The organism is Bradyrhizobium ganzhouense (genome assembly GCF_049949285.1).
GTDB lineage: Bacteria > Pseudomonadota > Alphaproteobacteria > Rhizobiales > Xanthobacteraceae > Bradyrhizobium > Bradyrhizobium ganzhouense.
Genome location: NZ_CP181318.1, coordinates 5,973,137 through 5,997,514 on the forward strand (window position 1 = coordinate 5,973,137; position 24,378 = coordinate 5,997,514).

A 24,378-nucleotide genomic window follows, 5' to 3' on the forward strand; every position below is an offset into this window, starting at 1 on the left:
AGTTAAATGCGGATTAAGTTCCGGCAGATGTAGGGCAAGTCGTTAACGCTGTGCCATTTCGAGAAAAAGCCCGCAGAACTACGGACTTAGACGAAACTGTTAACCATAATTCTCGGCCGGTTCGGCACGGTCAGTGGACCTCGCCGGCCGCATCTCTAAACGCACCAACCAAGTCGTTTTCGTGGTCATCAATATCCGGAGGATAGCGCCGAAGCGTTGCGCGACGCTGGTGCGGTCAGCTGCAGATGTCAGCAGAACGGCGGCAGTAGATCGCGCACATCAGAGCTCACGCGGCACGGCGCCATGACTGAAAGTTGATCGCGCCGGTCTGGAAATTGCCGCAGCGCAAAAATAGCTAATCGGCCGGGCACTTTTCAGCAGCCTCTGCGCGTGATACGGTACCGTATCAACATCGCCTTGAACTGTGCCGAGCACGCAAACGGAGGCTGGCATGAGGGGGATTACGCGCGCCGGGTTTTGCGCTCTGGCGGGGTCATTCGTGTTGATCGGATCTGCAACTGCACAACCGGCCGGCAATGCGGGATGCACGGCATCACCATCGGCCGCAGGGACGCAGACCTGGCGCTGCGACAACGGCATCACGATCGTTGCAGAAACCGGCGCCAGATTTGAACTGAACGACGCCAACCGCGACGGACATATTGACTCCGTGGAGTTGAGCGGCAAGGCGCTGCTGATCGAGGTGCCCAGGAAGCCCGGCGGCAATCCTTTCAAGGTGCTGACGCCGCAAGCGATCGCCGCCGTGCGCGGCACCAAATGGGCGGTCGATGTCGCCGAGGCTAAGACGTCCGTGTTCGTCGCCAATGGCCGGGTCAGTGTGACCCGCAGGGCGGCGCGCGGACGTGGTGTCGTGCTGGGGACTGGCGAAGGCGTCGACGTGGAAGCGACCGGTCCGCTGACAGTCAAGACATGGGGCCAGCCGCGCGTCGACGCGCTGATGGCAAGACTGGGCCAATAAGACCGGATCAATAGGCTCGGCCAATAGAACTCGGTCGTCACGACCTGCCCAGGCAGGCCCCGACAACAACAAGAAGATTGCAGTACGACGGCATGAAAAGACGCGTTCAAATTCTGGTGGCACTTGTCCTCACCGCGCTGTGGGGCGCGGGCATCTATGCGGGCCACGCCAATGGTCATCTGCGCTTTCTCGATCGGCTCGAGGCCACGCTGACGGATTGGCGGACGCAGATCCGCGGCGTGCAAGCTCCGCCCGATCTCGTCACCATTGTCGCCATCGACGACACCGTGGTGAAACGCGGCGGCAGCTACCCGCTGCCGCGCGCCGATCTCGCCCGCGTGGTCGACACCATCGTGCAGTTCAAGCCGAAGGTCGTGGCGATCGACCTGCTGCTGGTCGACCGCAGCGCCGCGATCGGCGACGCCACACTGGCTCATACGCTTGCCACCGGTCCCATGGTGCTCGCAGCCGCAGCGATCTTCCCGAGCGCGAGCGAGACCGTGACACCCGCCAGCGCCGGGCCGCTCCCCGCGCTGCCCCAGGCCGAGCGCTTCCTGCTGCCATTGCCGGCATTCGCCGATCACGCCGAGGTCGGTATCGTCAACGTCGCGACCGGGCAATCCGGCTCGCCGCTCTCGGTGCCGATGCTGTTCCGGACAGACGACAAGGTCGAATTGTCGTTTCCGCTGCGGGTCGCAAGCCGCGCACTCGACAAGCCGCTGACGATCGCGCCCGATCATCTCATGCTCGGCGATCGCGCGGTGCCGACCGACACCGATTTTGCGCTGCCGATCACCTATTACGGCCCGCGCCGCACCATCCGCACCGTGAGCGCACAGGCCATTTTCGACGGCACGCTCGACCGCAAGGCGATCGAGAACCGGATCGTCGTGATCGGCGCCGCCGTTGCCGGCGGCGGCGACTTCTTCCCGACGCCGTTCGATTCCCTGATGCCCGGCGTCGAGGTGATCTCGACCGCGATCACGCATCTCGTCGCCGGCGACAGCGTCGTGCGCGACCGCAAGGTTCACATCGCCGATGCGCTCATCGCGATCCTGCTGCCGATGCTGCTGGTGGGCCTGCTGGCCTGGCGGCGGAGCGCGCTCGGCTTCGTCGCGGCAGCCGCGGTGATGGTCGCCTGGGCCGGGCTCAATCTGTTCGCGTTCATGCACGGAATCTGGCTCGATGCCGCGACCACGCTCGCGGCCGCGGTGCCACCGGTCGCGATGTTCGTTGGCGTGCAATTGTGGGCGGGCGGCCGCCGCACGCAATATCTCGCCGCCAAGAGCCGGTCGCTGGCGCAATTCCAGGCGCCCGCCGTGCAGGAGTGGCTGGCACGCGATCCCGATTTCCTGGCGAAGCCCGTCCGGCAGGATGCGGCCATCGTCTTCATCGATCTCTCCGATTTCACCGCGCTGAGCCAGCGGATCGATCCGGACGAACTCCAGGACATCCTGCAAGCGTTCCACGCGCTGATCGACCGGGCCGCGGTCGATTGCGGCGGCATGATCACCAGCTTTCTCGGTGACGGCGCCATGATCCTGTTCGGCCTGCCGAGCGCGATGCCGGATGACGCGGCGCGTGCGCTGAAATGTGCAATCGACCTGCATCGCGGCGTCGAGCGTTGGATCGCGTCGCTGCCATCAGCGATCGGCGGCCGGCTCGGGTTCAAGATCGGGGCGCATTTCGGCCCGATCGTCGCTTCCCGTCTCGGCCAGAGCCACCAGCACATCACCGCAAATGGCGACACCGTCAATCTCGCGAGCCGGCTAATGGAGGTCGCCGCCAAAACGGTGCGCGGCTCGCATTGACCGACGCCCTGCTCGATGCGGCCGACTTTCACGGGGCGCCCGACGGTGTCCTGTCGGGCCCCCTGCTGACGCAGATCCGTGGCCGCTCCGGCGTCGTGACCGTCTGGTTCTGGCGCGACCAGGACAGGCCGAGCCGAGCCGCGGCCAAGGCCGAGATGATCGACTGAGGCCGCGAGCACTGCCGCCTGTTACGCCTTGCGCTTCAGCACGCCCAGGCCTCCCAGCTTGCCGCGCGACATCAACTCGCGGAAACTGTCGTTGAGGAGGATCTCGTCGACTTCGTCCGAGATCAGCTTTGCTTCGGCCTCGGTCATGACGTTGGACGTGAACACGCCGCTCACCTTCATGGCGTTGAGCACATCCTTGACCAACGGCGCGCCGTTGGACGGAATCTCCGGCGGCTGCCAATCGAGATCCTCGATCACGAACAGGCCGCCCGGCTTGAGCGAGGGAAACAGCACGCCGAGCGTCAGGTGCTGATGCACTGAGGCGTGAGAGCCGTCATCGATGATGATGTCCAGCGGGCTCTCTTTGCTTGCGAGCTCCGCCAGCATGGTCCGGTCGCCCTGATCGACGCGATGGATCCTGACTCGCGGATGGGAGAACCAGCTGAAATCCTCGATGTCGGCGCCGACGACCTCGGCATTCGGGAAGTAGTCCAGCCACATCTGCAGCGACGGCACCTGATCCTGAGGCCAGCCTTCGACCCGCCCACGGGACAGACCGATTTCCAGGATGCGAATGGGCTCGAGCGCCTTCGATCGGAACAGCTCGTGATAGATGCGCGTATAGTGATGGGCCGCCTGGCCGTTGCAGATCGCGCCCTTGTCCGAGTCGAACTTCGCCGCAAGCTGCGTCAGCCAATTCGGCTCGATAACCAGCTTCTTGAGATAGCCGGCCACGCTCTGCTCGGGGACAGCCTCGAAGCGCATGCCCCGGTCGGCCCACATTTTCCCCCATAGATGGACACCCGTGACACGAGGGTCGCTCAACAGCTCGAATCCGGCCCGGCTTTCGGAGGCGAACAGGTCCACTTCATGCCAGTCGATCGCATTGAAGGTCGTCGGCGGCAGGATCGATGAACGGAGCTCCTCGTCGCCGGCCGCAAGCAGATATTCGCTTAGCAGCAACGGCCCCACCGCGCCGTATTCCACTCGCTTTTCACTGAAGAGACGCTGGAGCGACAGGGCATACAGATTGGCCATGTGAAGCGAGCCCTTGGGCGCGCGCATCACGTCGCCGGCGCAAACATGCCCGTTCTCGACTCCCGACCATTGCGTGGAAAACACGTGCTCGCTGCCGAAATTCAGGGGCTTCACAAGCACGACGTCCGTGTCGAGCCACCACCCGCCGAATTCATGAAGAACGGCATAGCGGAAGATGTCGCTGAAGTAGCGGATCTCGCTGTTCACGACGGCATGCTGGTAGATCGAAGCAGGCACGACGTTTCCGGCATCGACCACCACGACCCCGGGCGGCACAAGCGCCTGCACGGCGGCCACGTTGTCGTAAGTGTAGAGCTTGACGGGATGGCCTTGGCGGACCATCGACTGAAGCGAGAGACGCGACATCTCCCCCAGCGGAGCCAACGACCAGAAGCAATGAATGAGATCACGGGCCTCTCCCGGCGCCGAGCGGCTCCGAAGATGAGGGTTGAATTGCTCTATCAGTGCATTCCAGCCGTTACGCGGAGCAGAGCGGCACTCCGCAAGGAACGGCAATTGCTGATACGCCCGCGCGATCAAGAAGCAAAGGCCGGCCTGGTTCACGTGCCCTGCCCTGTTCAAGACGTGGCCGTAGTTCTCCCAGATCGAGGGGTCAACGGGATCGAGCTCCACCGCACGCTGGAACGCCTCCAGCGCCGGCTCCTGGAGTCCCTTGCCTTGCAGGGCCGTCCCGAACGTCGCGAGATAGGTCGCCTTCATCTCGTTCGTGAGAGCACGCCCGGCCCAGTGGATGGCGGCATCGTAATTCCCGTTGAGCAGCGATACACCGGCCATCAGATGAAGCAAGCCGGCATGGTTTTCGTCTGCGGCCAGCCCTTCCCGACAACGGGCAACGGCTTGGTCAAGCTCGCCCGATTTCAGGTGTCGAAGGCAGATCTGGTAGTATTCATCCCGCGTCAGCGACGACGGCTGCCCCGAGATATCGTCCGCTCTTGCGAGAGTGCCGTCGTGATAATTCATCGGGAACCTTCCGGATCATGGGAGAGCGGCAGCAACCCGGTTTCCAAGGTTTCGGGACAGTTGCCACTTCTCACTATCCCGCTCGTAGCTTGCTTGAAGCTTGACACCGCCTTCGCCTCACCGCTCCGGCGCGTGGCGAATCAAGGGGGCCGTTGATATGCCTGCGACCAGGCGTCCGATGGCGCATCGAATTTGGGGAGAGAGAACCCATGAACAGTCGATTGGATGTCCATGTCGCCGCCTATGAAGGCAAGAACATCTACGATTTCGACAACGAAATCTCGTTGACCTGGTACCCGAAACGCATCGCGCGTGTCGTCAAGGATCCGCGCGCCGTCCTGGATCTGGGACTGGGGCACGGGTTTGCAACCGAAATCTTTTCGGGCGGAGCTGGCCGCCATGTGGTTCTTGAAGGATCTCCCGCGGTCATCGAAAACTTCAAGCTGAGATTTCCGGACAACAGAAGCGAGGTCATCGAAACCTACTTCGAAGAGTTTGATACGAACGAAAGATTCGACCTTATCGTCATGGGGTTCGTCCTCGAGCATGTCGATGACCCCCTCCTGATCCTGAACCGCTTCAGGACATTTCTCGCACCTACAGGCAAATTGTTTGTGGCGGTCCCCAATGCCGAGGTCATGAACCGAAGACTTGGGAATCTTGCCGGAATGCTGCCCGATATGCAGGCCCTTTCGGAGAACGACCTCGTCCTGGGGCATCAGCGGTATTTTACAGTGAGTTCGCTCACCAAGCTGGTGAACGATGCCGGCTACAAGATCGAGAAGATGGAAGGCATCTATCTCAAGCCCTTCGCGACGAGTCAGCTGCTGTCGTTGAACCTCGACACCAGGATCATTCAGGCCTTGTGCGAGATGGGAGTTGACTACCCGGAACTCTCCTGCGGGCTTCTCGCTCAGCTCACGCCGGACGACCAGGCGCGCTCATGAGAGTGTTGATCGTCGGGGGAACCTCTTCGCTGGCACAGGCGCTGATCCCGCTCCTTCGTGACCATTGCGAAGTGTTGACGGCCGGGCGCAGCGGCTGCGATGTCGAACTGGACCTCTGCTCGCGCGACATCCAGATTCCCGGCGAGATCGACTGCGTCGTGAACATGGCCGCAGCATTCGGGGGCAAGGACTTTCGCGACACCCTGCAAGCAATGGATGTCAACGTGCTTGGCCTGATGAAGCTCTGTCATGCCAGTTCAAAGGCGAACGCGAAGCATTTCGTGCACATCTCCAGCATCTTTGCGGATCTCAACAACGACTCTCCCTTCTTCGGAGCCTACTCACTCTCAAAGAGGCATTCCGAAGACGTTGCGCAATTCTGCGGCAGGGAGCTTCGACTGCCGGTCGCGGTGTTGAAGCCTTCCCGGATCTATGGTGCGGGGGAGCAATTTCGAAAACATCAGCCATTCCTGTACACCATCATGGACAAGGCCCAGAGGAATGAAGACATCGACTTCCTTGGCTCGAATGATGCTTTGAGAAATTTCATTCATGCGCAGGACGTGGCAAACATCATCTCGGCCGTCATCGCGATGAAGCTCGAAGGCGTCTATGGCTGCGTGAGCCCGGACAACGTCACCTATTCTCAAATCGCGGCGGCTGCCATTTCCGTTTTTGAAAGCAAGAGCAAAGTCAGCTTCCTGCGAGACAAGCCCGACATCCCGAGCGACGGCTTTGCTTGTGACGAGACGCTGTTCCGCCTTGTCGACTATTTTCCCCGCATATCCATGGCGCGAGGAATGCAGATGGAAGCGGCTCATCGAAGGTTGGCGTCGTGACGACAGTACTGGTTTCCGGCGCCAGCGGCATCGTCGGTTACGGAATCTTGCGCTCCCTCAAGATGTCGAAACGACCGATGAAGCTCATCGGCACCTCGATATATACCGACACGGTCGCACCAGGTTTCTGCGACATCTTTGAAGTCGTCCCCAGGACGGATGCGCCGGACTACCTCGACCGGCTTCTCGCGCTCCTGCGCAAGCATCACGTCGACGTGGCGTTCCCCGGTATCGATGCAGACATGTACAAATGGGCGGATCACGTCGCCGAAATCGAGGCGACCGGAACCAAGGTCGTTCTCAATTCGCTCGAACTGATTTCCAGATGCTCGGACAAATGGGCATTCTATGAACGGCAGCAGGAACTGATGCCGACCTATGCGATCCCGAGTTACCTGGAAATGGACTTCGATTTTCTCAAGGAGAAATGCGGCCTGCCATTCCTGCTGAAGCCACGCCGGGGCTTTGGATCCAAGGGTATCGTGGTGGTCGAGACTGCAGAGCAGTTTGCCGGGATTGCCCCCGCGACAAAAACGACCTTGATGGCGCAACCCATCGTCGGGCGAGACGATGAGGAATTCACGGTATCCGCGTTTTGCGATGGCCAGGGGGGCCATTCGGCCTTCATGGCGCTTCGGCGAAAACTCTCCAAGGATGGGTTCACGGAAAAGGCCGAGGTTGTAGATCAGGCCGAATTTTCCGATGCCATCCAGGATTTGTGCGGAGCGTTTTCTCCGATTGGGCCGACCAATTTTCAGTTTCGCAAGACCGATCGCGGCCTGAAGCTGCTCGAGATCAATCCGAGGATTTCTTCATCCACGTCGATTCGCGCGGCCTTTGGCTACAACGAAGGCCTGATGGCGGTTGAAATGGCCATCGAGAACCGGATGCCTGTCCAGCCGGACATCAAGCGCGGCAGAGCCGTCCGCTATACCGAGGATTTCATCTTCTATGACGATAGCGTTCATCTCTGACATTCACGGAAATTTCGAGGCGTTGAAGGCGGTCCTCGCCGAACTCGATCGCATGCGCGTCACCGAGATCTTCTGCGTGGGGGACGTGGTCGGCTATTATTCCCAGGTGAACGAATGCTGCGACGAACTGAAGAGGCGCGGCATCCACAGTGTTCTCGGCAACCATGACTGGTATCTGGGCTTCGGCGGTTTCTGCACCAGATCCAAGAGTGTGAACGAATGCCTGGTCTACCAGCGGAAGGTGATCACGCCCGAAAACGTGAACTGGCTGAGGGCCTTTCACCTGCAAATGCAAATGGGCAATCTTCAGGTCGTTCACGCCGGATGGGGCGATCCGATCGACGAGTACCTCACGAACCCCAATGAGGAATATTTCGCACGCCTATCCGGCGTCAATTTCGTCAGTGGCCACACCCATTTGCAAAGCATCCACCGCTTCGGCGACAAGACCTACTGCAATCCGGGCTCCGTCGGTCAGCCGCGCGACGGTGATCCACGGGCGGCGTTTGCGACTTTCGACGGCGAGAGCTTCACGTTGCATCGGGTCGAGTACGACATGCAAAGGGTCTTCGAGTTGATGGAGGCCGCGGGGTTCCATGACTACTACTACGGCGGACTGAAAACTGGCGCGAGAAATCTCAGGCGGCTTGCGGATTGATCTCCGCGCTGCGCTTTCCCCGAATCACGATGAACTTCACCTTCAATTGGCTTATGAGCGCAGACTATGACATCAAATGATCCGCAAGACGCGCAGAACTTCACCTATGCCGCGATGGACGAAGTGGCTGCCTATGGTCGGCTGCAGGAGCTGATGAAGACGTCGCCGCTGCCTCCGCGTGAATTCCACGCGAACCTCGGCCTGTTCCTGAATCGCCCGTCGCTGGCGCGCATTCTCTTCATGCATGATCTCTATTCGAAGACCCTGCACACGCATGGTGTCATCATGGAGTTTGGGGTGCGCTGGGGGCAGAACATGGCGCTGTTCACGACGATGCGTCACATCTACGAGCCCTACAACATGAGCCGCAAGGTCGTCGGCTTCGACACGTTCGAGGGTTTCCCGTCAGTGGCCCCGCAGGACGGCGATTTCGACGGCTTGAAGGTCGGTGGGCTCAACGTCACGCCGAATTACGAGGACGTGCTTACAGAGATCCTGTCGGCGCAGGAAAAGCTCGCGCCACGCAATCACATTCGCAAGTTCGAGCTGGTCAAGGGCGATGTGACCGAAACTCTTCCTCGATATCTGGAGAAGCATCCCGAGACGATCATCGCGCTGGCGTATTTCGACCTCGATCTCTACGAGCCGACGAAAAAATGCCTCGAGCTCATTCGCCCTTATCTGGCGAAGAACAGCGTCGTCGGGTTTGATGAGCTGGTGCTGGCCGAAAATCCCGGAGAAACCCTGGCATTGCGCGAGGCATGGGGCACCGAAGGATATCGCATCTGTCGCAGCACGATCTCACCACAGCAGAGTTACGTCGTGTTCGAGTAACTCGCCAATTTTGATGCGGGATGCAGCGCCGCCGCTGCCGGGAATCGCCAGCCGGCGAAGCAAGCGTCCCGCATCGCCTGGTGCCGCCGGCGCGGGATCAGGTATCGCCTTCGACGACCAGAAGCCGAATTCGGCAGCGCAGTGCGTCTACGTCCCCTCAACCAGGTCATAGTTCTCGGCGATGACTTCGCTGAGCTTCGAAACTGAATTGAACATCAGCAGGTCCACGATCGAAAGATATGGCACATGTGGCTGACCGAACTGCTCATAGGGAAACGGCCTGGCTCGCAGCGCCCTGAATTCGATTCCGCGGGCGCTGAAAGCAGCGGATTCGTAGAGCTCCAGGCCGCCGATCGCGTTGATATACCTTTTCGTACCTTCCGCTTCGCACAAGGCCAGCACCTTGTCCTGAAACTTGAGCGAATGATCGATGGGCACCTCAGACGAGATCTTGAAGGTGGTTTTCAGGCCCAGATGGTCGCTGGTCATCCGCAACGAATTGAAGAGGTACTGGAATAGATTGGGGTCTTCAAAGCTGACGATCTTTTCCAGAAGCGGAAAGGTCTCCTCGAAGAACGGCGCGGTCCGATAGGCCCCTCGCCATCGATTGAGCAGCTTCGCACGGTCAAAATCGGCCGCCAGCTCCCTGTCGCGAATGTCCAGGGCATCCGAATCTTTTTTCAACGGGAGCGAAAACGTCGCGTCCGTTCCGTTGAGCAGCATCCGGTTGCGGTTGATCCACCCCTTCTTCACATATTTGATGTTGTCGTAGACAATGAAGAGATCGACTGCCGAAATCAGCTGATAGTAGCCGATGTAGGGCAGAAAATACGGCTGCATGATCGCGAGTTTCATCGTGTGTGACGCCCTGCTACTGTGAAGACATTCATTCGCAAACTTCGCTCACGACGGCCCAATCCATGTCGGGTGCATCGGTAGACCAAGCACCTGGCCGGTCGCGGGGGATGATCTCGAACGGCTCTCAGTTTGCCTTCGTCAGCTCCCCACACCCATCGGACTCGTCTGCGCCAAGCCCCAGGCGCGCGCATCGTGGGTGAAGGTCGTCGAAGTCGAGTTGTCGTTGCGCGGCACCACGAGTGGTGCGAAGCAAGCATACGCCTGCATGAAGCGATAGACGCTATTGCCCATCCCATCCAGACCGATCGTCGGCAGCACGCGATTGTTCAGCGCCTCGATCTGGACCGGCCGGTTGTCCATCGGATAACACAGCTCCAGGAGCCGCTTCGCTCCTGCAGGAGATATCAGGTTTCCGGCTGGACCAAAGCAGGTGTTTAGCCGGAGCGCGGCAACATGGGAATTCGCGCTCTGGAAGGCAGCTTCGCTCCGGTCATTAGGGTGCTGCGGCCTGAAGATCATCATCGACTTCATGCCCGGCGCGAGCTCGAGATCGAGTACTGAATCCGTATTGCAACCAAGGACCAGAAGATCCCAGTTTTCAAGGGACGGAAGAAGCGCCTGCAAGCGCGCGATGATGTCGTGACGGATGGTACAATCGTCCTCGAACACAAGGGCTGGTTCGTTCTGCCCGGCGATCCAGTTCAATATCCGCCATAGCGAAGCGGCACCGCCAACGGCTCCCCTGGTGAACATCGAACCTGGCGCGACCAGTCGCATCGCCAACACCTCCTGATCGCTCAGCTCCAGCCCGTTGGTCGCAGAGAAACGCTCGAAAGCGATCCCGCAACCTGCGTTCCGTTCCAGAAAGCGTTGGTATTTTTCCGGACAGCGATCGAGATTAATGACGAAGTTCTTCATATGCGAAAAGCACCAATGGCGAATGGATACCAGTGAGGCCTACTCAAATATGATTCGCCTTAGTCGAGGCTAGCCCAAAACGCGTGTCAATCACGGGCTCGCGCTGCACAGGAATGCTCCACGCAAGTTTCGGTCTGTATCGATAAGCAGTCATCGAACTTATCGATAACCAGGACTCGAGATGAGTGACGCGCTCCCGCCTGAATTTCCGACGCCCCGGGCCCAGAGTCCGCTCCATATCGTGCGTCCGAGATTTCCAAAGACGGAGCAATTCTTAGCCTCCTTCGAGAAGGCGCTGGAAACCGGCCAGGTCACCAACAATTCGCGCTGGGTCGTCGAATTCGAAGCGCGCTTGAGCGAGTATCTCGGCGTCCCGACGCTCGTTTTCTGCAACGGTCAGATCGGCATGATGGCCATGCTGAGGGCTGCGGGAATCATGGACGGCGAAGTGATTGTGCCGTCATTCACGTTCAGCGCCACACCGCATGCTGTGAGATGGGCTGGCGCCGAACCGGTATTTGCGGACATTCTCGATGACCAGACCATGCGCCTCGACCCGAGCGATGTAGAGCGCAGGATCACGGACCGTACCGTCGCCATCCTCGCCGTCGACGCTTATGGAGTCGCGAGCGATTACGCTACGCTTGCCCGCATCGCCGAGCGCCACAAGCTGAAATTCCTGGTCGACAGCGCGCCCTCGTTCGGCACGCGCGTCAATGGCCAACTGGTGGGAGGCTTCGCAGACGCGCAGATGTTCAGCTTTCACGCCACCAAGGCCTTCTCGACGATGGAAGGAGGCTGCGTCTGCAGCCACGACGCAGAACTGCTCGCGCGCGTCAAAACGATGCGCAATTTCGGACAAGTCGACGGCGCCGACTGTCACGAGGCAGGCTTGAACGGGAAGATGCTGGAGATATCGGCCATCATCGGTCTCGAGCAACTCAAGACGTTCGAGCAGGCCATTGCGACGCGCCGCCACGCTGTCGAGCGCATGCAGATCGGCCTTTCCCGGATTCCCGGCTTGCATGTCGGCCAAGAGCCCGCAGGCGTACAATCCAACTGGCTATATCTGCCGGTCGTCGTCGACGCCGCGGAATTCGGACTCGACCGGGAGGCTCTGGCCTCAGCGCTCGAGAAGCACAACGTCTTCGTCCGGAAGTATTACAGCCCGCCCTGCCATCACATGACGGCTTACGCCGCACAGAAAGAGCTGAAACTGGCTGTGACGGAAAGGATCGCTTACAGCGTCATCGCGCTCCCGGTCTACAACGACATGACCGACGAAGAATGCGATCTCATCGTTGCCGCCATCCAGTGCATGCGCCAATCAGCGCAAAACGAAAGCAAGTCTTAGTCGTAAAAAACAGATCGCACCTCATGCGATGCCCCCAAGGACATAGAAGTCGAACAAATGCAGAAAGTTCTCGTCACTGGAGCCGGAGGCTACATCGGCATTCCCCTGTGCCAGATGCTGGCCCAAAAGGGATATTCGGTGGTTGCGCTCGATCGAGGTTTTTTCGGCAGGGATCGATTCACGCAGGCGACGTCCCACCCGAATATCAAACTGCTGGTCGACGACATCCGCACCGTGGACCCGAAGCAATTCGAGGGTATGGACGCCGTCATCGATCTGGCCGGACTGAGCAATGACGCCTCCGCCGAAATCGATCCCGAACTCACGGTCTCGATCAACCATCAGGGGGGCGTTCGCCTGGCCCGCGCGGCCAAAGAGGCTGGCGTTCGCCGCTATGTCTATTCAAGTTCAGCATCGGTCTACGGCCACGGCCAGGAAGTGTCGCTCAACGAGCACGCCGTCTGCCGCCCGCAGACGCTGTATGCCGAAAGCAAGCTTCACGTCGAGGACGAGCTCCGTAAGCTGCAAAGCGATACGTTCGAAACGGTCATCCTACGCAACAGCACCGTATTCGGCCTGGCTCCGCGCATGCGCTTCGACCTTGCCATCAACGTCATGACGCTGCGCGCCTGGAAAGAGCGCGTCATCTACGTCATGGGAGGCGGCGAGCAGTGGCGGCCGTTCATCCACGTTCGCGACGTCTGCCGCGCCTTGATGATGGGCATCGAGAGCGATGCGTCAGTCGTATCAGGTGAAACCTTCAACGTCGGCGGCGACGATCTCAATTATCAGATCAAGCAGCTCGCAAACTTCGTCAAGGACATCATTCCGAACATCGTCACCCACACGATCCCGGATGCGACGGACAAGCGAACCTATAATCTGTCCTTTGCCAAGATCATTCAGCGCCTGAAATTCGATCCATCCTCCCGCGTGCACGAGGGTATCGTGGAGATAAAGCAGGCTTTGGAGCGGGGTGTCGTGAGCGGCGACGATCCCACGACCCACACACTGGGCTGGTACCGTGCCCTGATTGACTGGGAAAAGAGGATCAAGGAGCTCTCGATCAACGGCAAGATCCTGTGATCGAACCTCCCAGCTGGTGAGTGGCGGGACTTTCACCGGCTCTGCAGCTCGCGCCGTGAGGTGCTGCCCCGCTCAACGCAGAAGTTCGGGCGGCGGCGAACGGTCGAGCACATCGCCCTTGGCGCCCTCAAGCAGATCGATTCCGTAGGTCTCGACCACCAGCGGCCCGCGCTTGCGCTGCAGCTCGGCGACACGGCTTACCTGCGTGAAGAGGTCGTTCAGGAACGGATGGCCGTCGGGACGCAACTCATCGACATAAATCAGCTTGCCCGCGAGCAGCTTTGGATCGGGCTCGGGCATGTTGGCCCAGCGGATGCGCTGGTTCTGCTGCACCACGCAGGTGCCGCGCGGCAGATAGAAGGCGAGCCAGCCCGTCGTGCCGTAATCGGGCGTGAGCACGCAGGTCGCACCTGCGCGGACACGTGTCGCCTCGATACCGGCGGCGAGTTCGCGCCAGCCGACGCCGACGCTGCGCACGGTCGCATCGCGGCGATAGCCGGATAGCCACCCCGTATTGGCCTGCAGGATCAGCGCCGCAAACATCACGATGCCTGTGGGCGCGGCCCAGCGCAGGCAAAAATCAACCAGGCGTCGCGCACGCGGTTTCCACTGTACGACGTTGGCCGCGGCAGCGGCGGCAACGACGAAGGGCGGATAGACCGGCGCAAACCAGTTGGCCTCGACGCGGGCGTGCAGCGAATGCCAGACGAAATAGGCAACGATGGTCCAGAACATCGTCTCGATCAGCATGCGCGAGGCCAGTGCACCAGCCCTCCGCCAGGTCAGCGCATGCAGGCCCATCGCACCGAGGATGAAGACCAGCGGGGTCGCAAACGCAATCTGGGTCGGGATCAGCTCGGCAATGAAGACCGGGCGAAAATCCTCGATCCTGGCGCGCCCGAGCTGCTTGACGAATGAGACCCATTGATGATCCGCATTCCAGAGGATCACCGGCGAGAACAGCGCGAACGCAACGAGGCCGCCGAGATAGGGCCAGGGCGAGAGGAACCAGCGCCGCAGTTTCGGCACGGCCGCGAGCCAGATCAGGATCGCGGCGCCAAAGAACATCGCGGTGTACTTCGACAGCAGCGCCGCGCCGACGGCGGCGCCGACCGCAAGCCACCAGGCACCGCGACCGGTCTCCAGCACTTTTGCGAGGAAGAACAGCACGAAGCTGGAGGCGACCAGCAAAGGCGCATCCGGCGTCACGATCAGCGTGCCGACCGATGCCATCATCGTCACGTTGAGCAGGATGGCGCTGGTCGCCGCCACGCGGGCGCCGCCGAACAGGATCGCGGCCGAGCGATAGATCGCATAGCTCATCGGCAGCGCGAGCAGGATCGAGACCAGACGGACGCCGAGCTCGGTATCGCCGGCGATCATGGTGCCGGCGCGGATGACGTAAGCCACCATCGGCGGGTGGTCGTAGTAACCGCCCGCCAGATTCTTCGACCACATCCAGTAATAGGCTTCGTCGAAGGTGATCGGCGTGAAGGCGGCCGCGACCAGCCGCAATGCGACCAGCGCAAGGATCACCAGCGCCGTATTGCGGACGATCCGCGCGTCAGCCCCGCCCATACAAGCTTCCTTGCAAGCCTTGACGCGCTATCTCTTGCGCCAGACGAACAGTCCGGACATCGCGTAATTCCACACCACGCCCATCAGCGCGCCGGCGAGGCCCGCCAGCCACCAGATCGGCTCCTGGTCGTAGACCGAGAAGGCGACGCCGACATTGGCGAGCAGACCGACGCTGCAGACGATGTAGAACATGATCAGGCCGCGCAGGATCGCAAAGCCCTTCAGCCGCTGGTCGCGATAGGTGAGGAAGTTGTTGAGGATGAAATTGGTCGTCATGGCGACGATCGCGCCGGCGGCCTGCGCCTCCGCGAACGGTACCTTGATCAGCTGGAGCGCGATGAACAGCGTGGTGAGATGCACCACGAGGCCGATGCCGCCCACCATCGCGAACAGGATGAAGCGCAGCGAGACGATGTCGTTGGTGAGCTTCGCCAGCACCAGGCCGAGAAAGTCGAGCGCGACCATGGAATCGAGCTTGCTCTCGCCATGCTGGCGAGCGCCGAACGTGTAGGGAATCTCGACCGCGCGCAAATTGCCCTGCGCGCTGGCGACAAGATCGAGCAGGATCTTGAAGCCGTGCACCGACAGCTTTGGCGCCAATTGCTCGAAACGGTCGCGGCGGACCATGAAGAAGCCGCTCATGGGATCGGCGATCTCGACCCGGAGCATCTTCTTCGCGACCTCGGTCGCGAGCGCACTGGCGCCGGCGCGCTGCTTGTTGAAGCCTTCGCTCTTGTAGCCCTCGATGTAGCGGCTGCCGACGACGAGGTCGGCCTGATCGCTTGCGAGCAGCAACAGCATCTTCGGCAGCTGCGTCTCGTCGTGCTGGAGGTCGGCGTCGATCACGGCGGCGTAAGGCGCGCTGGAGGCCAGGATGCCCTCGATGCAGGCGCCGGACAGGCCGCGGCGGCCGATGCGGCGGATGCAGCGCACGCGGCTGTCCTGCTGCGCCAGCGCCCGCACCACGTCCGAGGTGCCGTCGGGCGAATTGTCGTCGACGAACACGACTTCCCAGGCCACGTTGACGAGCGTCGCCTCCAGCCGCCGGTACAGCACCGTGACGTTGTCGCGCTCGTTGAAGGTCGGGACGATGACCGACAGTTCCGGCCCCTCTTGGGCCTGGCCGTCGACGCCCGGTCTGATCGCTTCATTCATGACGGCAGCGTATATCTGCCGCGTCCTGCGATGCCAAGCCGGGGGTCTGGGGGAACGGCCCAAAGGGGGCCCTAAAATGCCAACGACCCCGGAACGGCAGACCGCGCGTACATCCGGCGCAAGCCCAAGCTATTCCAAGGTCGTCTCAGCAACGGAGATTGTTACTCAACGTTGCCGTTATCAACCAAATGGGGACGACACGGCCGCTTCGCAAGGGGGCCAAGAGGTCTTTTTCAGGCCATTACTGGTTCGGGACTTCCCGGATCACCGGGCCCCGCGGGGCCGGCGCTACTGGGGCCGCGGGCGCCACGGCGGCCGGCTCGACCTTGGCCGGCTTCGGCGGCTTGCCGTACTGCCCGATCGGCCCGAAGACGACGGCGACCGCAAGCACGATCGCCGCGACGATCGCGCCAAAGATGCCACCTACCGACTCAGACGACATGCCACCCCGTCCCCGTTCCAGATGCGCCCAGTCATATCACGGATGAACGCGCGGCCGGAAGGGCTGCCGGACCGCGACAGTTCACGGCCCTATTTCGTTGGCGGCCGGTGCTTGACGAAGGCGGTCACGATGTCCTTCTGCGCCGCCTCCACCGCCCTGTTCGCGGTCGCGAGATGGGCGCCGGATTCGATGTTCGGATATTGGGAGGTGAGATAGTCGAGCAGCGCGACCCGGTAATATTGCCGCTCCGACGGACAGGCCCCCGCAACTGATCGGCCGAAATCCTGTTCCGATAGTCCCTGATTGCTGTCGCGCGAATACTCCCGCGCCAGGCAATGCCAGTAATCGTCGCGGCCCTGCATGGCGAGCTTCTGTGCGCCCTTCGCATCGTCATCGTCAGCCAAGGCCGCAGACGTGATGGCAGCAGATGTCATCACGACGAGCGCCGCTCCCAGCATCAGCATCCGCATCTTGTTCTCCTTTTTGCGCAGATTTCTCGATCAGCTTAGACGGGACGCGGCAACTGGCCAATCACTTCTGGTTTGAATAGGATGCAGACCTCCCCTTCCCGTCGACGCGAGATCCCTCCGTGGCCAAAGCAAAAAACGCGACCAAAAAATCCGGCAACATCTTCATTGGCATCGGCGGCTGGACCTTCGAGCCCTGGCGCGGCGTGTTCTATCCGGAGAAGCTGACGCAGGCGAAGGAGCTGTCCTACGCGGCCTCGAAGCTGACCTCCATCGAGATCAACGGCACCTATTACGGCTCGCAGAAGCCGGAGAGCTTTCGCAAATGGGCCGCCGAAGTACCCGAGGGTTTTGTGTTCTCGGTGAAGGGACCGCGCTTTGCCACCAATCGCCGCGTGCTCGCCGAAGCCGGCGATTCCATCAAGCGGTTCTATGATTCCGGGGTGCTGGAACTCGGCGACCATCTCGGGCCAGTGCTCTGGCAATTCGCGCCGACCAAGAAATTCGACGGCGCCGATTTCGGCAAGTTTCTGGAGCTGTTGCCGCGCAAGCTCGAGGGCCGCGCGCTCCGCCACGTGGTGGAGGTGCGCCACGACAGCTTCTGCGCGCCGGACTTCATCACACTGATCCGCGAATTCGAGACGCCCGTGGTGTTCGCCGAGCACGGCAAATATCCGGCGATCGCCGACGTCGCCGGCGATTTCGTCTATGCCCGGCTGCAGAAGGGCAATGACGAGATCAAGACCTGCTACCCGCCGAAGCAATTAGACGCCTGGGCCGAGCGCTTCCAGGCCTGGGCCGACGGGGGCGAACCGGACGACCTTCCGAAGGTCGACAAGGCGAAGCCGAAGAAGGAGCCGCGCGACGTGTTCGCCTATGTCATTCACGAGGGCAAGGTGCGCGCGCCGCACGGGGCCATGGAACTGATCGCGCGGGTGAGCTGAGGATCATTCATGGCGAGGGCGAAAAAGCTCTTCACTATCGGCTATGAGCAGACGCCGCCCAAGGCCGTGCTGGACGAACTGGAGCAGGCCGGCGTCAAGCTCGTGGTCGACGTGCGCGCAGTGACGTCGTCGCGGCGGCCGGGCTTTTCCAAGAAGCAGCTTGCCGCGGGCCTCGACGAGCGCGGCATCGCCTATGTCCATCTCGCAGCTCTCGGTACCCCCAAAGAGGGCCGCCTTGCCGCGCGCAGCGGGCAATACGATACACTGGAGAAGATCTACTCAAAGCATCTGAAAACGCCGCAGGCCAAGGAAGAGATGGACGAGCTCTCGGCGCTGGTGAAGAAAGCCGGCCCGGTCTGCCTGCTCTGCTACGAGCGCGACCACACCCACTGCCATCGCCAGATGATCGCGGAGATCATCGAGGAGCGCGACGGGGTGGCGGTGAGGAATTTGGCGGGCCGGCAGGCGTAGCCGCACCGCCGGCTTTAGCCGTAGCCGTCATCCTTGCCGTAGCGAAGCGAAGGCCTCGAAAGACGACGGCGTGCCACCGAGGCTGCACCCGGGCCGTACACCCTTCGAGGCTCGCAAGGGCTCGCACCTCAGCGATGACGGATTCAGATTTACCCCTCCCCCGCCAGCTTGAACGTCCCCTCCATCATCTGCACGCAACTGCCGCCGACGTGCGCTGATACGATCTTGCCGTCCTGCTTGCGCACGCGCGTCAGCAACAGGCTGGGCCTGCCCATGTCAAAGCCCTGGCCAACCGTGAGCTTCAATTCACCGTCGCGCGTGGGATCGAGATCGGCGAACAGCGCGGCGGCCGCGACCGTCGCGCTGCCGGTGGCGGGATCCTCGGCGAGACCGCCCGCGCCGCGCATGAACATGCGCGCCTGCCGCTGGCTAGGCGCCTCCGATGCGGGCACGTCGCGTGTGTAGAACCACACCGAGCGGGCGTCGTCGCGCGGCAAGACCCTGCCGAACGCAGCCGCGTCGGGCCTCGCCCGCTTGAGCGCATCGCGCGAATGCACCTCCGCCACCAGGAACGGAGTTCCGACGCCGACGACTTGCGGCGCATGATGGTCGGTCCTGATGTCATCAGCCGTCAACGAGATGCAGGCCGCAACGTCAGCGGCGGAAACCTCCGCCAGTCGCGAGAGCGGCTGCGGAGCGGTGAGCTCGGTGCTGATCACCCTTCCCTGCTCCCGCACGATATCGACCGGGACCAACCCAGCTATCTCCTCGAACAGCAATCGTGGCTTCGGCTCTTTCGCGAGGCTCGCCAGCACGAAGGACGTGCCAACATTCGGATGGCCCGCGAACGGCATCTCCCTGACCGGTGTGAAGATGCGGACCTCGGCATCGTTGGCTTTGTCGCGCGGCGGCAGCACGAAGGTCGTCTCGGAATAGTTGAACTCGGTCGCGATCGCCTGCATCTGCTGCGTGGAGAGTCCGCCCGCGTCGAGCACCACGGCAAGCTGGTTGCCGCCGAAGGCGCGGTCGGTGAACACGTCGACAGTGATATAGCGGCGCTGCATGCAAAATCCTCACGCAAAATGGCGGCCGCGACCGGCCGCGTCGCGCAGCACTCTACAAGCCCAAAACATCGCCCGTCATGCCCCAAAATTCGGAGCAATCGGAGCAATCGCGGATGAGAGATCAGAAGCGAAACAGAGATCGCGGCGATGCCAGCACTTGCGCGCGCTCGCGCTCATCGACGATGAGCGTATCGAGGAATTGCCAGTTCTTGGCGTAGCTCTGCGTCGCCTCGAACTGCGTGTGCGGCCAGTCGCTGCCCCACAGCAGGCGATCGAGTCCGTACGCGTCGCGAAGCAGCGGATAGGCCCCTTTCGTAAAGCTCTCGCCCACCGCACCGTTGCGATACGGCGCGGAGATCTTGACCCAGACGTTCCTTGTCGCCCCTAACTTCAGCACGGACTGAAAGCCGGGATCGGCAACGCCAAGTTTCGGATCAGGCAGCGCGTAGTGATCGAACACGACAGTGACGCCGAGATCGAGCAGCTGCGGCGCAAGCACGGCGAGATCGGACGCGTTGCGCTGGATCTCGACCTGCCAGCCCATCGCCTTGATGTTCGCAAGCAATCCCTTCCATTCGCTCGCAGCGAGATCGGGCAAGGGCTGACCAACGAGATTGAGGCGGATGCCGACGATCCCGGCGCGATCGAGTTCGCGCAGTTCGTCCGCGCTGATCGTGAGATCAACAACAGCGACGCCCCGCAGGCGGCCACCTGTCTGCTTCAGGCAGTCGACGAGATAAGAATTGTCGGTGCCGAGAAAGCTCGGCTGCACCAGCACGCCATTGGTGATGCCGTTGTGGTCGAGCTGATCGAGATAAAGCGACAGCGGCGCGTCGTAGTCCGGCGCATAACGCCGGCCCGGCGCGAGCTTGAGCTCGCGATGAAAGACGTGGGCGTGAGTGTCGATAACAGGCAAGGCCGCCTCACTGCTGGCTGTGGTCGCGATCACTGTGGCGAGTGATGCGAGGCCCGCACCAAACTGGCGGCGCGTCAGGCCCCGCTGAGGTAATGTCATGGTCGCTACTCCTCATACTTCGTCAGGCGTGCGTTGCCACGGCCCGCTCGAACACCTTGCCGCGGGTCTCGGGCAGGAGCAGCACCGCGATCAGCACCAATGCATAGGCAAACGCCGCGTCGATGCCGATCGCGGGCCCGAGACCGATGCGATCACTGAGGAAGCCGACCAGGAAGGGAAACGCTGCGGAGACGACGCGGCCGAAATTGTAGCAGAAGCCGACGCCGGTGCCGCGCACGCCGGCAGGATAGAGCTCGCTGAACAGCGCCGCCATGCTCGCGGGAATACCGGCCGAGAAAAAGCCGAGCGGAAAGCCGAGCACCAGCATCTCGCCGTTGGTCAGTGGCGCAAAGATGTAGACCAGCACGGTGGCAATGCAGGCGCTGGCGAAGAACGCGACATTGGCCCTGCGGCCGATCCGATCGCTGATGATGCCGCTTGCGACGCAGCCGCAGAAGAAGGCGACGATGATGACGGCGAGATAGAAGCTGGAGCCGAGCACCGACAGGTGCCGCACCTCACGCAGATAAGTCGGCAGGAACGTCGTCAGCGCGGCATAGCCGCCATGGGCTCCGATGCCGAACAGGCCGCCGACCAGGGTCGAGCGCAGCACGTCGCGATGGAAGATGCCGGACAGTGTGGCGAAGAACGGCGCCTTGGCGTCGACTGCCACGGCACGCACCGGTTCTTTCAGTCCCCGCCGGATGTAGATGATGAGCAGCGCCGGCAGCAAGCCGATCGCAAACAGGATGCGCCAGGCGATGTCCGCCGGCGCGTAGGTGAAGACCAGTGCGGACAACAGCACCGCCGCGCCCCATCCGATCGCCCAGGCGCTCTGCACCGAACCCAGCGCCCTGCCGCGATGCTCGGGACGGATGATCTCGGCCATCAGCACCGCGCCAACGGCCCATTCCGCGCCGAAGCCGAGGCCCTGGATCGCCTTGAGCACCAGGAGCTGGGTGTAGTTCATTGCGAATGCGCAGGCGAAGGTAGCGAGCGCAAAGGTCAGCACCGTGATCTGGAGCGCCTTGACGCGGCCATAGCGATCGCCGAGCGCGCCGCCGAGCCAGCCGCCGAACGCGCCGAAGAACAGCGTGACCGAGCCAAGCAGGCCGGCATCGGCCTTGCTGATGCCGAAGGCCGCGATCAGCGCGGGGATGGCGAGGCCGAACATCTGGACGTCGAGCGCATCGAGCGCCCAGCCGCCAAAGCTCGCCCAGAACGTGCGCCGCTCCAGCGGCGAGCTTTCACTGTACCAGTTCGACATGTTTCCTACCCCTGTACTCGTTTATTGCTTGATGTCGTTGAAGGCCGCGGTCACCGGATCTCGGCGTGGTAGCGGAAGCGATCCGCCGGCCCGCGCGAGCGGCGCCATTCGATCGGCCGTCGCTCCAGATCGAGCGCGAGGCGCTCGATCACAATCAGCGGCGCGTGGGCATCGAGCCGCAACAATCGCGCCTGCATCTCGTTGGCGGTCTCGACCGTCAGAATTTCCTCGGCGGAGACCACGACCTCGCCGCAGCGCTCCTCGTAGAGCGGATACAGCAGGTCGCCGAACTCGGCCGTGTCAATCTCGAGAATCTTTGCGAAACGCGATTGCTGGAGCCAGATTTCCTCGGCCAGCAGCGGCACGTCGTCGATCAACCGCAGGCGCGACAGGCTGATCACGGCTTCGCCGATTGGAATGCGCAACGCCGATGCGACGGCGGATGTCGCCGGCACGCTCTTGCGCCTGATGATGCGGCTCTTCGGCACGCGCCGCTCGCCGTTTTCGGACTGGAAGCGGAAGAAGCGGAACAGGGAGGAGTTGAAGCGCGCGCGCCGCACGAAAGTGCCGCGGCCTTGCTGACGCTCCAGCACAGAGTCGGAGACGAGTTGGTCGATCGCCTTGCGCACGGTGCCGATGGCGACGCCGTAATGGGCGCCAAGCTCGGCCTCCGACGGAATCGGCTCGCCCGGCCGCCATTCGTTGCGGTTGATGCGCGCGGCGAGGTCGTCGCGCAGGCGCTGGTAGCGTGGCAGGCGGTCGTCGCGCGGGGTTGAATTCATATAGTCATATAGATGACTAGATGAGATGGGAGTCAAGCACTACTGAAGTACCGCACGACCGGCAAGCTGCAGGGAGCGCGCGGCCGGGTCGCAGACTTCGCCGACCCGGCCTCGCCTTCTCAATCGTCAGTTCATGGTCTTGGGCATGCAGGGCGGCTCCTTGTAGGGCGCCGTGGCATAGGCGCCCACCGCGGGAGCCCTGACGCAATCCGCCGTCGCGTGGGTTGCCGCGCGGCGCACAGAAGCGGTGTCGCGCGCGGCTGCGGCCTGGGTTTGATAGACGGAAGCGGCGATCAGGGCGGCCAAGACGAAGGTCAGTCGGGTCATGGATTTTCTCCGCGTGACAAACGGACGGCGAAGGTTTTTCGACGTCCTGAGTGCAAGAGCGGAGAACCGGCCGCGATATTCGGCACGCGTCTTCAAAGAAACGCGAGCGCCCCTCACCCCAGCTGAAACACGGCCACTGGCTGCTCATAGCCGCGCACCGTGACGTGGCCGAGCGCGACCGCATCCTCGCCGTCGTCGCCAAGCGCCTCGCGCACGGAGGCGGAGATCAGGAGCTGCGAGCCGAACTCCTTGTTGAGCGCCTCCAGCCGCGAGGCAAAGTTCACGGTGTCGCCGATCACCGTGTATTCCTTGCGCCGGGGCGAACCGATATTGCCGGCGACGACCTCGCCGAAATGGATGCCGATGCCAATGCGCAGCGGCCAGCTCGTCTGCGCGTTGATACGGTCCATCGCGGCCAGCATCTCGCGGCCGGCGGCGACCGCGCGATGCGCGGCGTCGGAGGCCTCCAGCGGCGCACCGAACAGCGCGAGAAAGCCGTCACCCAAAAACTTGTTCACAATGCCCCCCTCGCGATCGAGAATGTCGACCAGCACAGCGAAGGCGCCGTCGAGCCGATCGACGACCTCCCGCGGGGTGCGCGACTGCGCACCGGCGGTGAAGCCGCGGAAATCGACGAACATCACCGCGACGCGGCGGAGGTCGCCGGCCGCACTCGTCCCCTCCGTCATCAGCCGCTCCACCACCTGCGGCGAGACGTGCTGGCCGAACAAATTGGTCACCCGGTCGCGTGCGGTGGCGGCCACGATGCTCGCGGCAAATTGCCGCCGCAACCGCGCGCCGACAGCGCCCGCGAGCACGCCGCAGATCAGGATGATCGTACTGCGTACCACGTGAAAATAGATCAGCGGTTCGCCGGCATCGTTGGCCGAATTGTAGTACAGCGCGACGGCCAGAAGTTCGGCTGCGGCCACAAATCCCGTGAAGGTGGACAGCCAGAAATCGAGCCGCAGCGTCGAAAGAATGATGAAGATGAAATAGACCAGTGGCAACACGAAACCGAGTGCGGGCCCAGCGCCCATGCTGCGAATCTGCAGGATCAGGATGATCGTCGGCAGCGACGTTTCGATGAGAGCGCCGATATAGCGCCTGATCACCGGCAGGTCGCGATCGAGCTTGAGGTTTCGCCTGATCTGGCTGTGGACCCAAACCTCGAACAGGATGAAGCCCGCCAAGAGGGTGTATTCGCGGACGAGGCCCTCCGTCCCGCGCCAGACCCGGTTCACGATCGCAGGGTCGATCAGGTAGGTTACGGTGAGGAACAAGATCATGACGCAGCCAGTGATGATCAGCGCCATCACCCGCAACAGCTCGGTGCGCAGCACCTCCCGCATCAGCTCGCGCTCGAAATCCGCCGACAAGACGGCTTTCTCCCGCGCCTTCCTGCTCGCAAAGCTGACCATT

At 62.1% G+C, this 24,378-nt stretch carries 23 protein-coding genes and 1 pseudogene; 11 read left to right on the plus strand and 13 right to left on the minus strand.

What is annotated here, in order from left to right; all coding sequences use genetic code 11:
* Window positions 1-451: 451 nt before the first annotated feature.
* Together ACLFLU_RS27590 and ACLFLU_RS27595 are read left to right on the plus strand one after the other, a co-directional pair.
* Window positions 452-979, plus strand: coding sequence for a FecR domain-containing protein (locus ACLFLU_RS27590; protein ID WP_426407914.1), 528 nt, complete (start codon window positions 452-454; stop codon window positions 977-979).
* A gap of 92 nt (window positions 980-1,071) precedes the next feature.
* Window positions 1,072-2,957: pseudogene (locus ACLFLU_RS27595) on the plus strand (CHASE2 domain-containing protein).
* Between the two features lie 21 nt (window positions 2,958-2,978).
* Here ACLFLU_RS27595 and ACLFLU_RS27600 read toward each other — a convergent pair.
* Window positions 2,979-4,976 carry a glycosyltransferase gene (locus tag ACLFLU_RS27600; protein WP_426407915.1) on the minus strand — a complete coding sequence of 666 codons (1,998 nt, stop codon included), beginning with the start codon at window positions 4,974-4,976 and terminating at the stop codon, window positions 2,979-2,981.
* Between the two features lie 209 nt (window positions 4,977-5,185).
* Here ACLFLU_RS27600 and ACLFLU_RS27605 point away from each other — a divergent pair, with 209 nt between their 5' ends.
* The 5 genes from ACLFLU_RS27605 (at window position 5,186) to ACLFLU_RS27625 (ending at window position 9,228) form a co-directional block, all read left to right on the plus strand.
* Window positions 5,186-5,923 carry a class I SAM-dependent methyltransferase gene (locus ACLFLU_RS27605; protein ID WP_426407916.1) on the plus strand — a complete coding sequence of 246 codons (738 nt, stop codon included), beginning with the start codon at window positions 5,186-5,188 and terminating at the stop codon, window positions 5,921-5,923.
* Complete coding sequence (locus ACLFLU_RS27610) at window positions 5,920-6,762, plus strand: NAD-dependent epimerase/dehydratase family protein (RefSeq protein ID WP_426407917.1); 843 nt, start codon at window positions 5,920-5,922, stop codon at window positions 6,760-6,762. The genes ACLFLU_RS27605 and ACLFLU_RS27610 overlap by 4 nt, the downstream gene beginning before the upstream one ends.
* Window positions 6,759-7,736, plus strand: coding sequence for an ATP-grasp domain-containing protein (locus ACLFLU_RS27615; RefSeq protein ID WP_426407918.1), 978 nt, complete (start codon window positions 6,759-6,761; stop codon window positions 7,734-7,736). Before ACLFLU_RS27610 ends, ACLFLU_RS27615 begins: the two co-directional genes overlap by 4 nt.
* Window positions 7,714-8,394: a metallophosphoesterase family protein gene (locus ACLFLU_RS27620; RefSeq protein ID WP_426407919.1), complete on the plus strand. Its 681-nt coding sequence runs from the start codon at window positions 7,714-7,716 to the stop codon at window positions 8,392-8,394. Before ACLFLU_RS27615 ends, ACLFLU_RS27620 begins: the two co-directional genes overlap by 23 nt.
* 66 nt (window positions 8,395-8,460) lie before the next feature.
* Complete coding sequence (locus tag ACLFLU_RS27625; protein ID WP_426407920.1) at window positions 8,461-9,228, plus strand: hypothetical protein; 768 nt, start codon at window positions 8,461-8,463, stop codon at window positions 9,226-9,228.
* Between the two features lie 147 nt (window positions 9,229-9,375).
* Here the strand turns inward: ACLFLU_RS27625 and ACLFLU_RS27630 are convergent, their stop codons facing one another.
* Both ACLFLU_RS27630 and ACLFLU_RS27635 read right to left on the minus strand, forming a co-directional pair.
* A complete protein-coding gene (locus ACLFLU_RS27630; RefSeq protein ID WP_426407921.1) occupies window positions 9,376-10,083 on the minus strand; it encodes a WbqC family protein in 708 nt (235 codons plus the stop codon).
* 141 nt (window positions 10,084-10,224) lie between these two features.
* Window positions 10,225-11,004, minus strand: a complete 780-nt coding sequence (locus ACLFLU_RS27635; RefSeq protein WP_426407922.1) for a glycosyltransferase family 25 protein — start codon at window positions 11,002-11,004, stop codon at window positions 10,225-10,227.
* Window positions 11,005-11,185: 181 nt separating this feature from the next.
* Between ACLFLU_RS27635 and ACLFLU_RS27640 the strand changes: the two genes are divergently transcribed.
* Window positions 11,186-12,358, plus strand: a complete 1,173-nt coding sequence (locus tag ACLFLU_RS27640) for a DegT/DnrJ/EryC1/StrS family aminotransferase (RefSeq protein WP_426407923.1) — start codon at window positions 11,186-11,188, stop codon at window positions 12,356-12,358.
* 57 nt (window positions 12,359-12,415) lie between these two features.
* A complete protein-coding gene (locus ACLFLU_RS27645) occupies window positions 12,416-13,444 on the plus strand; it encodes an NAD-dependent epimerase/dehydratase family protein (protein ID WP_426407924.1) in 1,029 nt (342 codons plus the stop codon).
* 72 nt (window positions 13,445-13,516) lie between these two features.
* On the opposite strand, the gene ACLFLU_RS27650 is transcribed toward ACLFLU_RS27645, so the two are convergent.
* The 4 genes from ACLFLU_RS27650 to ACLFLU_RS27665 form a co-directional block, all read right to left on the minus strand.
* Window positions 13,517-15,022: a glycosyltransferase family 39 protein gene (locus ACLFLU_RS27650; protein ID WP_426407925.1), complete on the minus strand. Its 1,506-nt coding sequence runs from the start codon at window positions 15,020-15,022 to the stop codon at window positions 13,517-13,519.
* Between the two features lie 27 nt (window positions 15,023-15,049).
* The gene (locus tag ACLFLU_RS27655) at window positions 15,050-16,177 is read right to left on the minus strand and encodes a glycosyltransferase (RefSeq protein WP_426407926.1); all 1,128 of its coding nucleotides are present in this window, start codon (window positions 16,175-16,177) and stop codon (window positions 15,050-15,052) included.
* Between the two features lie 241 nt (window positions 16,178-16,418).
* The gene (locus ACLFLU_RS27660) at window positions 16,419-16,619 is read right to left on the minus strand and encodes a hypothetical protein (protein ID WP_426407927.1); all 201 of its coding nucleotides are present in this window, start codon (window positions 16,617-16,619) and stop codon (window positions 16,419-16,421) included.
* Between the two features lie 89 nt (window positions 16,620-16,708).
* Window positions 16,709-17,089, minus strand: coding sequence for a hypothetical protein (locus ACLFLU_RS27665; protein WP_426407928.1), 381 nt, complete (start codon window positions 17,087-17,089; stop codon window positions 16,709-16,711).
* A 119-nt stretch (window positions 17,090-17,208) separates the two neighbouring features.
* On the opposite strand from ACLFLU_RS27665, the gene ACLFLU_RS27670 reads away from it, so the two are divergent.
* Both ACLFLU_RS27670 and ACLFLU_RS27675 read left to right on the plus strand, forming a co-directional pair.
* Entirely contained in the window at window positions 17,209-18,030 is an 822-nt protein-coding gene (locus tag ACLFLU_RS27670) for a DUF72 domain-containing protein (RefSeq protein WP_426407929.1), read from the plus strand.
* A 9-nt stretch (window positions 18,031-18,039) separates the two neighbouring features.
* The gene (locus tag ACLFLU_RS27675; protein WP_426407930.1) at window positions 18,040-18,501 is read left to right on the plus strand and encodes a DUF488 family protein; all 462 of its coding nucleotides are present in this window, start codon (window positions 18,040-18,042) and stop codon (window positions 18,499-18,501) included.
* 149 nt (window positions 18,502-18,650) lie between these two features.
* Here the strand turns inward: ACLFLU_RS27675 and ACLFLU_RS27680 are convergent, their stop codons facing one another.
* The 6 genes from ACLFLU_RS27680 to ACLFLU_RS27705 form a co-directional block, all read right to left on the minus strand.
* On the minus strand, window positions 18,651-19,565 hold the full coding sequence (locus ACLFLU_RS27680) for a PhzF family phenazine biosynthesis protein (RefSeq protein ID WP_426407931.1): 915 nt from the start codon (window positions 19,563-19,565) through the stop codon (window positions 18,651-18,653).
* A gap of 121 nt (window positions 19,566-19,686) precedes the next feature.
* On the minus strand, window positions 19,687-20,580 hold the full coding sequence (locus ACLFLU_RS27685) for an amidohydrolase family protein (RefSeq protein WP_426407932.1): 894 nt from the start codon (window positions 20,578-20,580) through the stop codon (window positions 19,687-19,689).
* A 22-nt stretch (window positions 20,581-20,602) separates the two neighbouring features.
* Entirely contained in the window at window positions 20,603-21,847 is a 1,245-nt protein-coding gene (locus ACLFLU_RS27690; RefSeq protein WP_426407933.1) for an MFS transporter, read from the minus strand.
* 50 nt (window positions 21,848-21,897) lie between these two features.
* A complete protein-coding gene (locus ACLFLU_RS27695) occupies window positions 21,898-22,629 on the minus strand; it encodes a GntR family transcriptional regulator (protein WP_426407934.1) in 732 nt (243 codons plus the stop codon).
* 126 nt (window positions 22,630-22,755) lie between these two features.
* On the minus strand, window positions 22,756-22,956 hold the full coding sequence (locus ACLFLU_RS27700; RefSeq protein ID WP_426407935.1) for a hypothetical protein: 201 nt from the start codon (window positions 22,954-22,956) through the stop codon (window positions 22,756-22,758).
* Between the two features lie 113 nt (window positions 22,957-23,069).
* A complete protein-coding gene (locus ACLFLU_RS27705) occupies window positions 23,070-24,377 on the minus strand; it encodes an adenylate/guanylate cyclase domain-containing protein (protein ID WP_426407936.1) in 1,308 nt (435 codons plus the stop codon).
* Window position 24,378: the final 1 nt, after the last annotated feature.

Coding starts and splice junctions, on each gene's coding strand:
- ACLFLU_RS27685 (WP_426407932.1), bottom strand. CDS start 20,580: ATGACATTACCTCAGCGGGGCCTGACGCGCCGCCAGTTTGGTGCGGGC.
- ACLFLU_RS27645 (WP_426407924.1), top strand. CDS start 12,416: ATGCAGAAAGTTCTCGTCACTGGAGCCGGAGGCTACATCGGCATTCCC.
- ACLFLU_RS27605 (WP_426407916.1), top strand. CDS start 5,186: ATGAACAGTCGATTGGATGTCCATGTCGCCGCCTATGAAGGCAAGAAC.
- ACLFLU_RS27650 (WP_426407925.1), bottom strand. CDS start 15,022: ATGGGCGGGGCTGACGCGCGGATCGTCCGCAATACGGCGCTGGTGATC.
- ACLFLU_RS27700 (WP_426407935.1), bottom strand. CDS start 22,956: ATGACCCGACTGACCTTCGTCTTGGCCGCCCTGATCGCCGCTTCCGTC.
- ACLFLU_RS27610 (WP_426407917.1), top strand. CDS start 5,920: ATGAGAGTGTTGATCGTCGGGGGAACCTCTTCGCTGGCACAGGCGCTG.
- ACLFLU_RS27675 (WP_426407930.1), top strand. CDS start 18,040: ATGGCGAGGGCGAAAAAGCTCTTCACTATCGGCTATGAGCAGACGCCG.
- ACLFLU_RS27660 (WP_426407927.1), bottom strand. CDS start 16,619: ATGTCGTCTGAGTCGGTAGGTGGCATCTTTGGCGCGATCGTCGCGGCG.
- ACLFLU_RS27690 (WP_426407933.1), bottom strand. CDS start 21,847: ATGTCGAACTGGTACAGTGAAAGCTCGCCGCTGGAGCGGCGCACGTTC.
- ACLFLU_RS27620 (WP_426407919.1), top strand. CDS start 7,714: ATGACGATAGCGTTCATCTCTGACATTCACGGAAATTTCGAGGCGTTG.
- ACLFLU_RS27680 (WP_426407931.1), bottom strand. CDS start 19,565: ATGCAGCGCCGCTATATCACTGTCGACGTGTTCACCGACCGCGCCTTC.
- ACLFLU_RS27625 (WP_426407920.1), top strand. CDS start 8,461: ATGACATCAAATGATCCGCAAGACGCGCAGAACTTCACCTATGCCGCG.
- ACLFLU_RS27695 (WP_426407934.1), bottom strand. CDS start 22,629: ATGAATTCAACCCCGCGCGACGACCGCCTGCCACGCTACCAGCGCCTG.
- ACLFLU_RS27665 (WP_426407928.1), bottom strand. CDS start 17,089: ATGCGGATGCTGATGCTGGGAGCGGCGCTCGTCGTGATGACATCTGCT.
- ACLFLU_RS27630 (WP_426407921.1), bottom strand. CDS start 10,083: ATGAAACTCGCGATCATGCAGCCGTATTTTCTGCCCTACATCGGCTAC.
- ACLFLU_RS27640 (WP_426407923.1), top strand. CDS start 11,186: ATGAGTGACGCGCTCCCGCCTGAATTTCCGACGCCCCGGGCCCAGAGT.
- ACLFLU_RS27600 (WP_426407915.1), bottom strand. CDS start 4,976: ATGAATTATCACGACGGCACTCTCGCAAGAGCGGACGATATCTCGGGG.
- ACLFLU_RS27655 (WP_426407926.1), bottom strand. CDS start 16,177: ATGAATGAAGCGATCAGACCGGGCGTCGACGGCCAGGCCCAAGAGGGG.
- ACLFLU_RS27635 (WP_426407922.1), bottom strand. CDS start 11,004: ATGAAGAACTTCGTCATTAATCTCGATCGCTGTCCGGAAAAATACCAA.
- ACLFLU_RS27705 (WP_426407936.1), bottom strand. CDS start 24,377: ATGGTCAGCTTTGCGAGCAGGAAGGCGCGGGAGAAAGCCGTCTTGTCG.
- ACLFLU_RS27590 (WP_426407914.1), top strand. CDS start 452: ATGAGGGGGATTACGCGCGCCGGGTTTTGCGCTCTGGCGGGGTCATTC.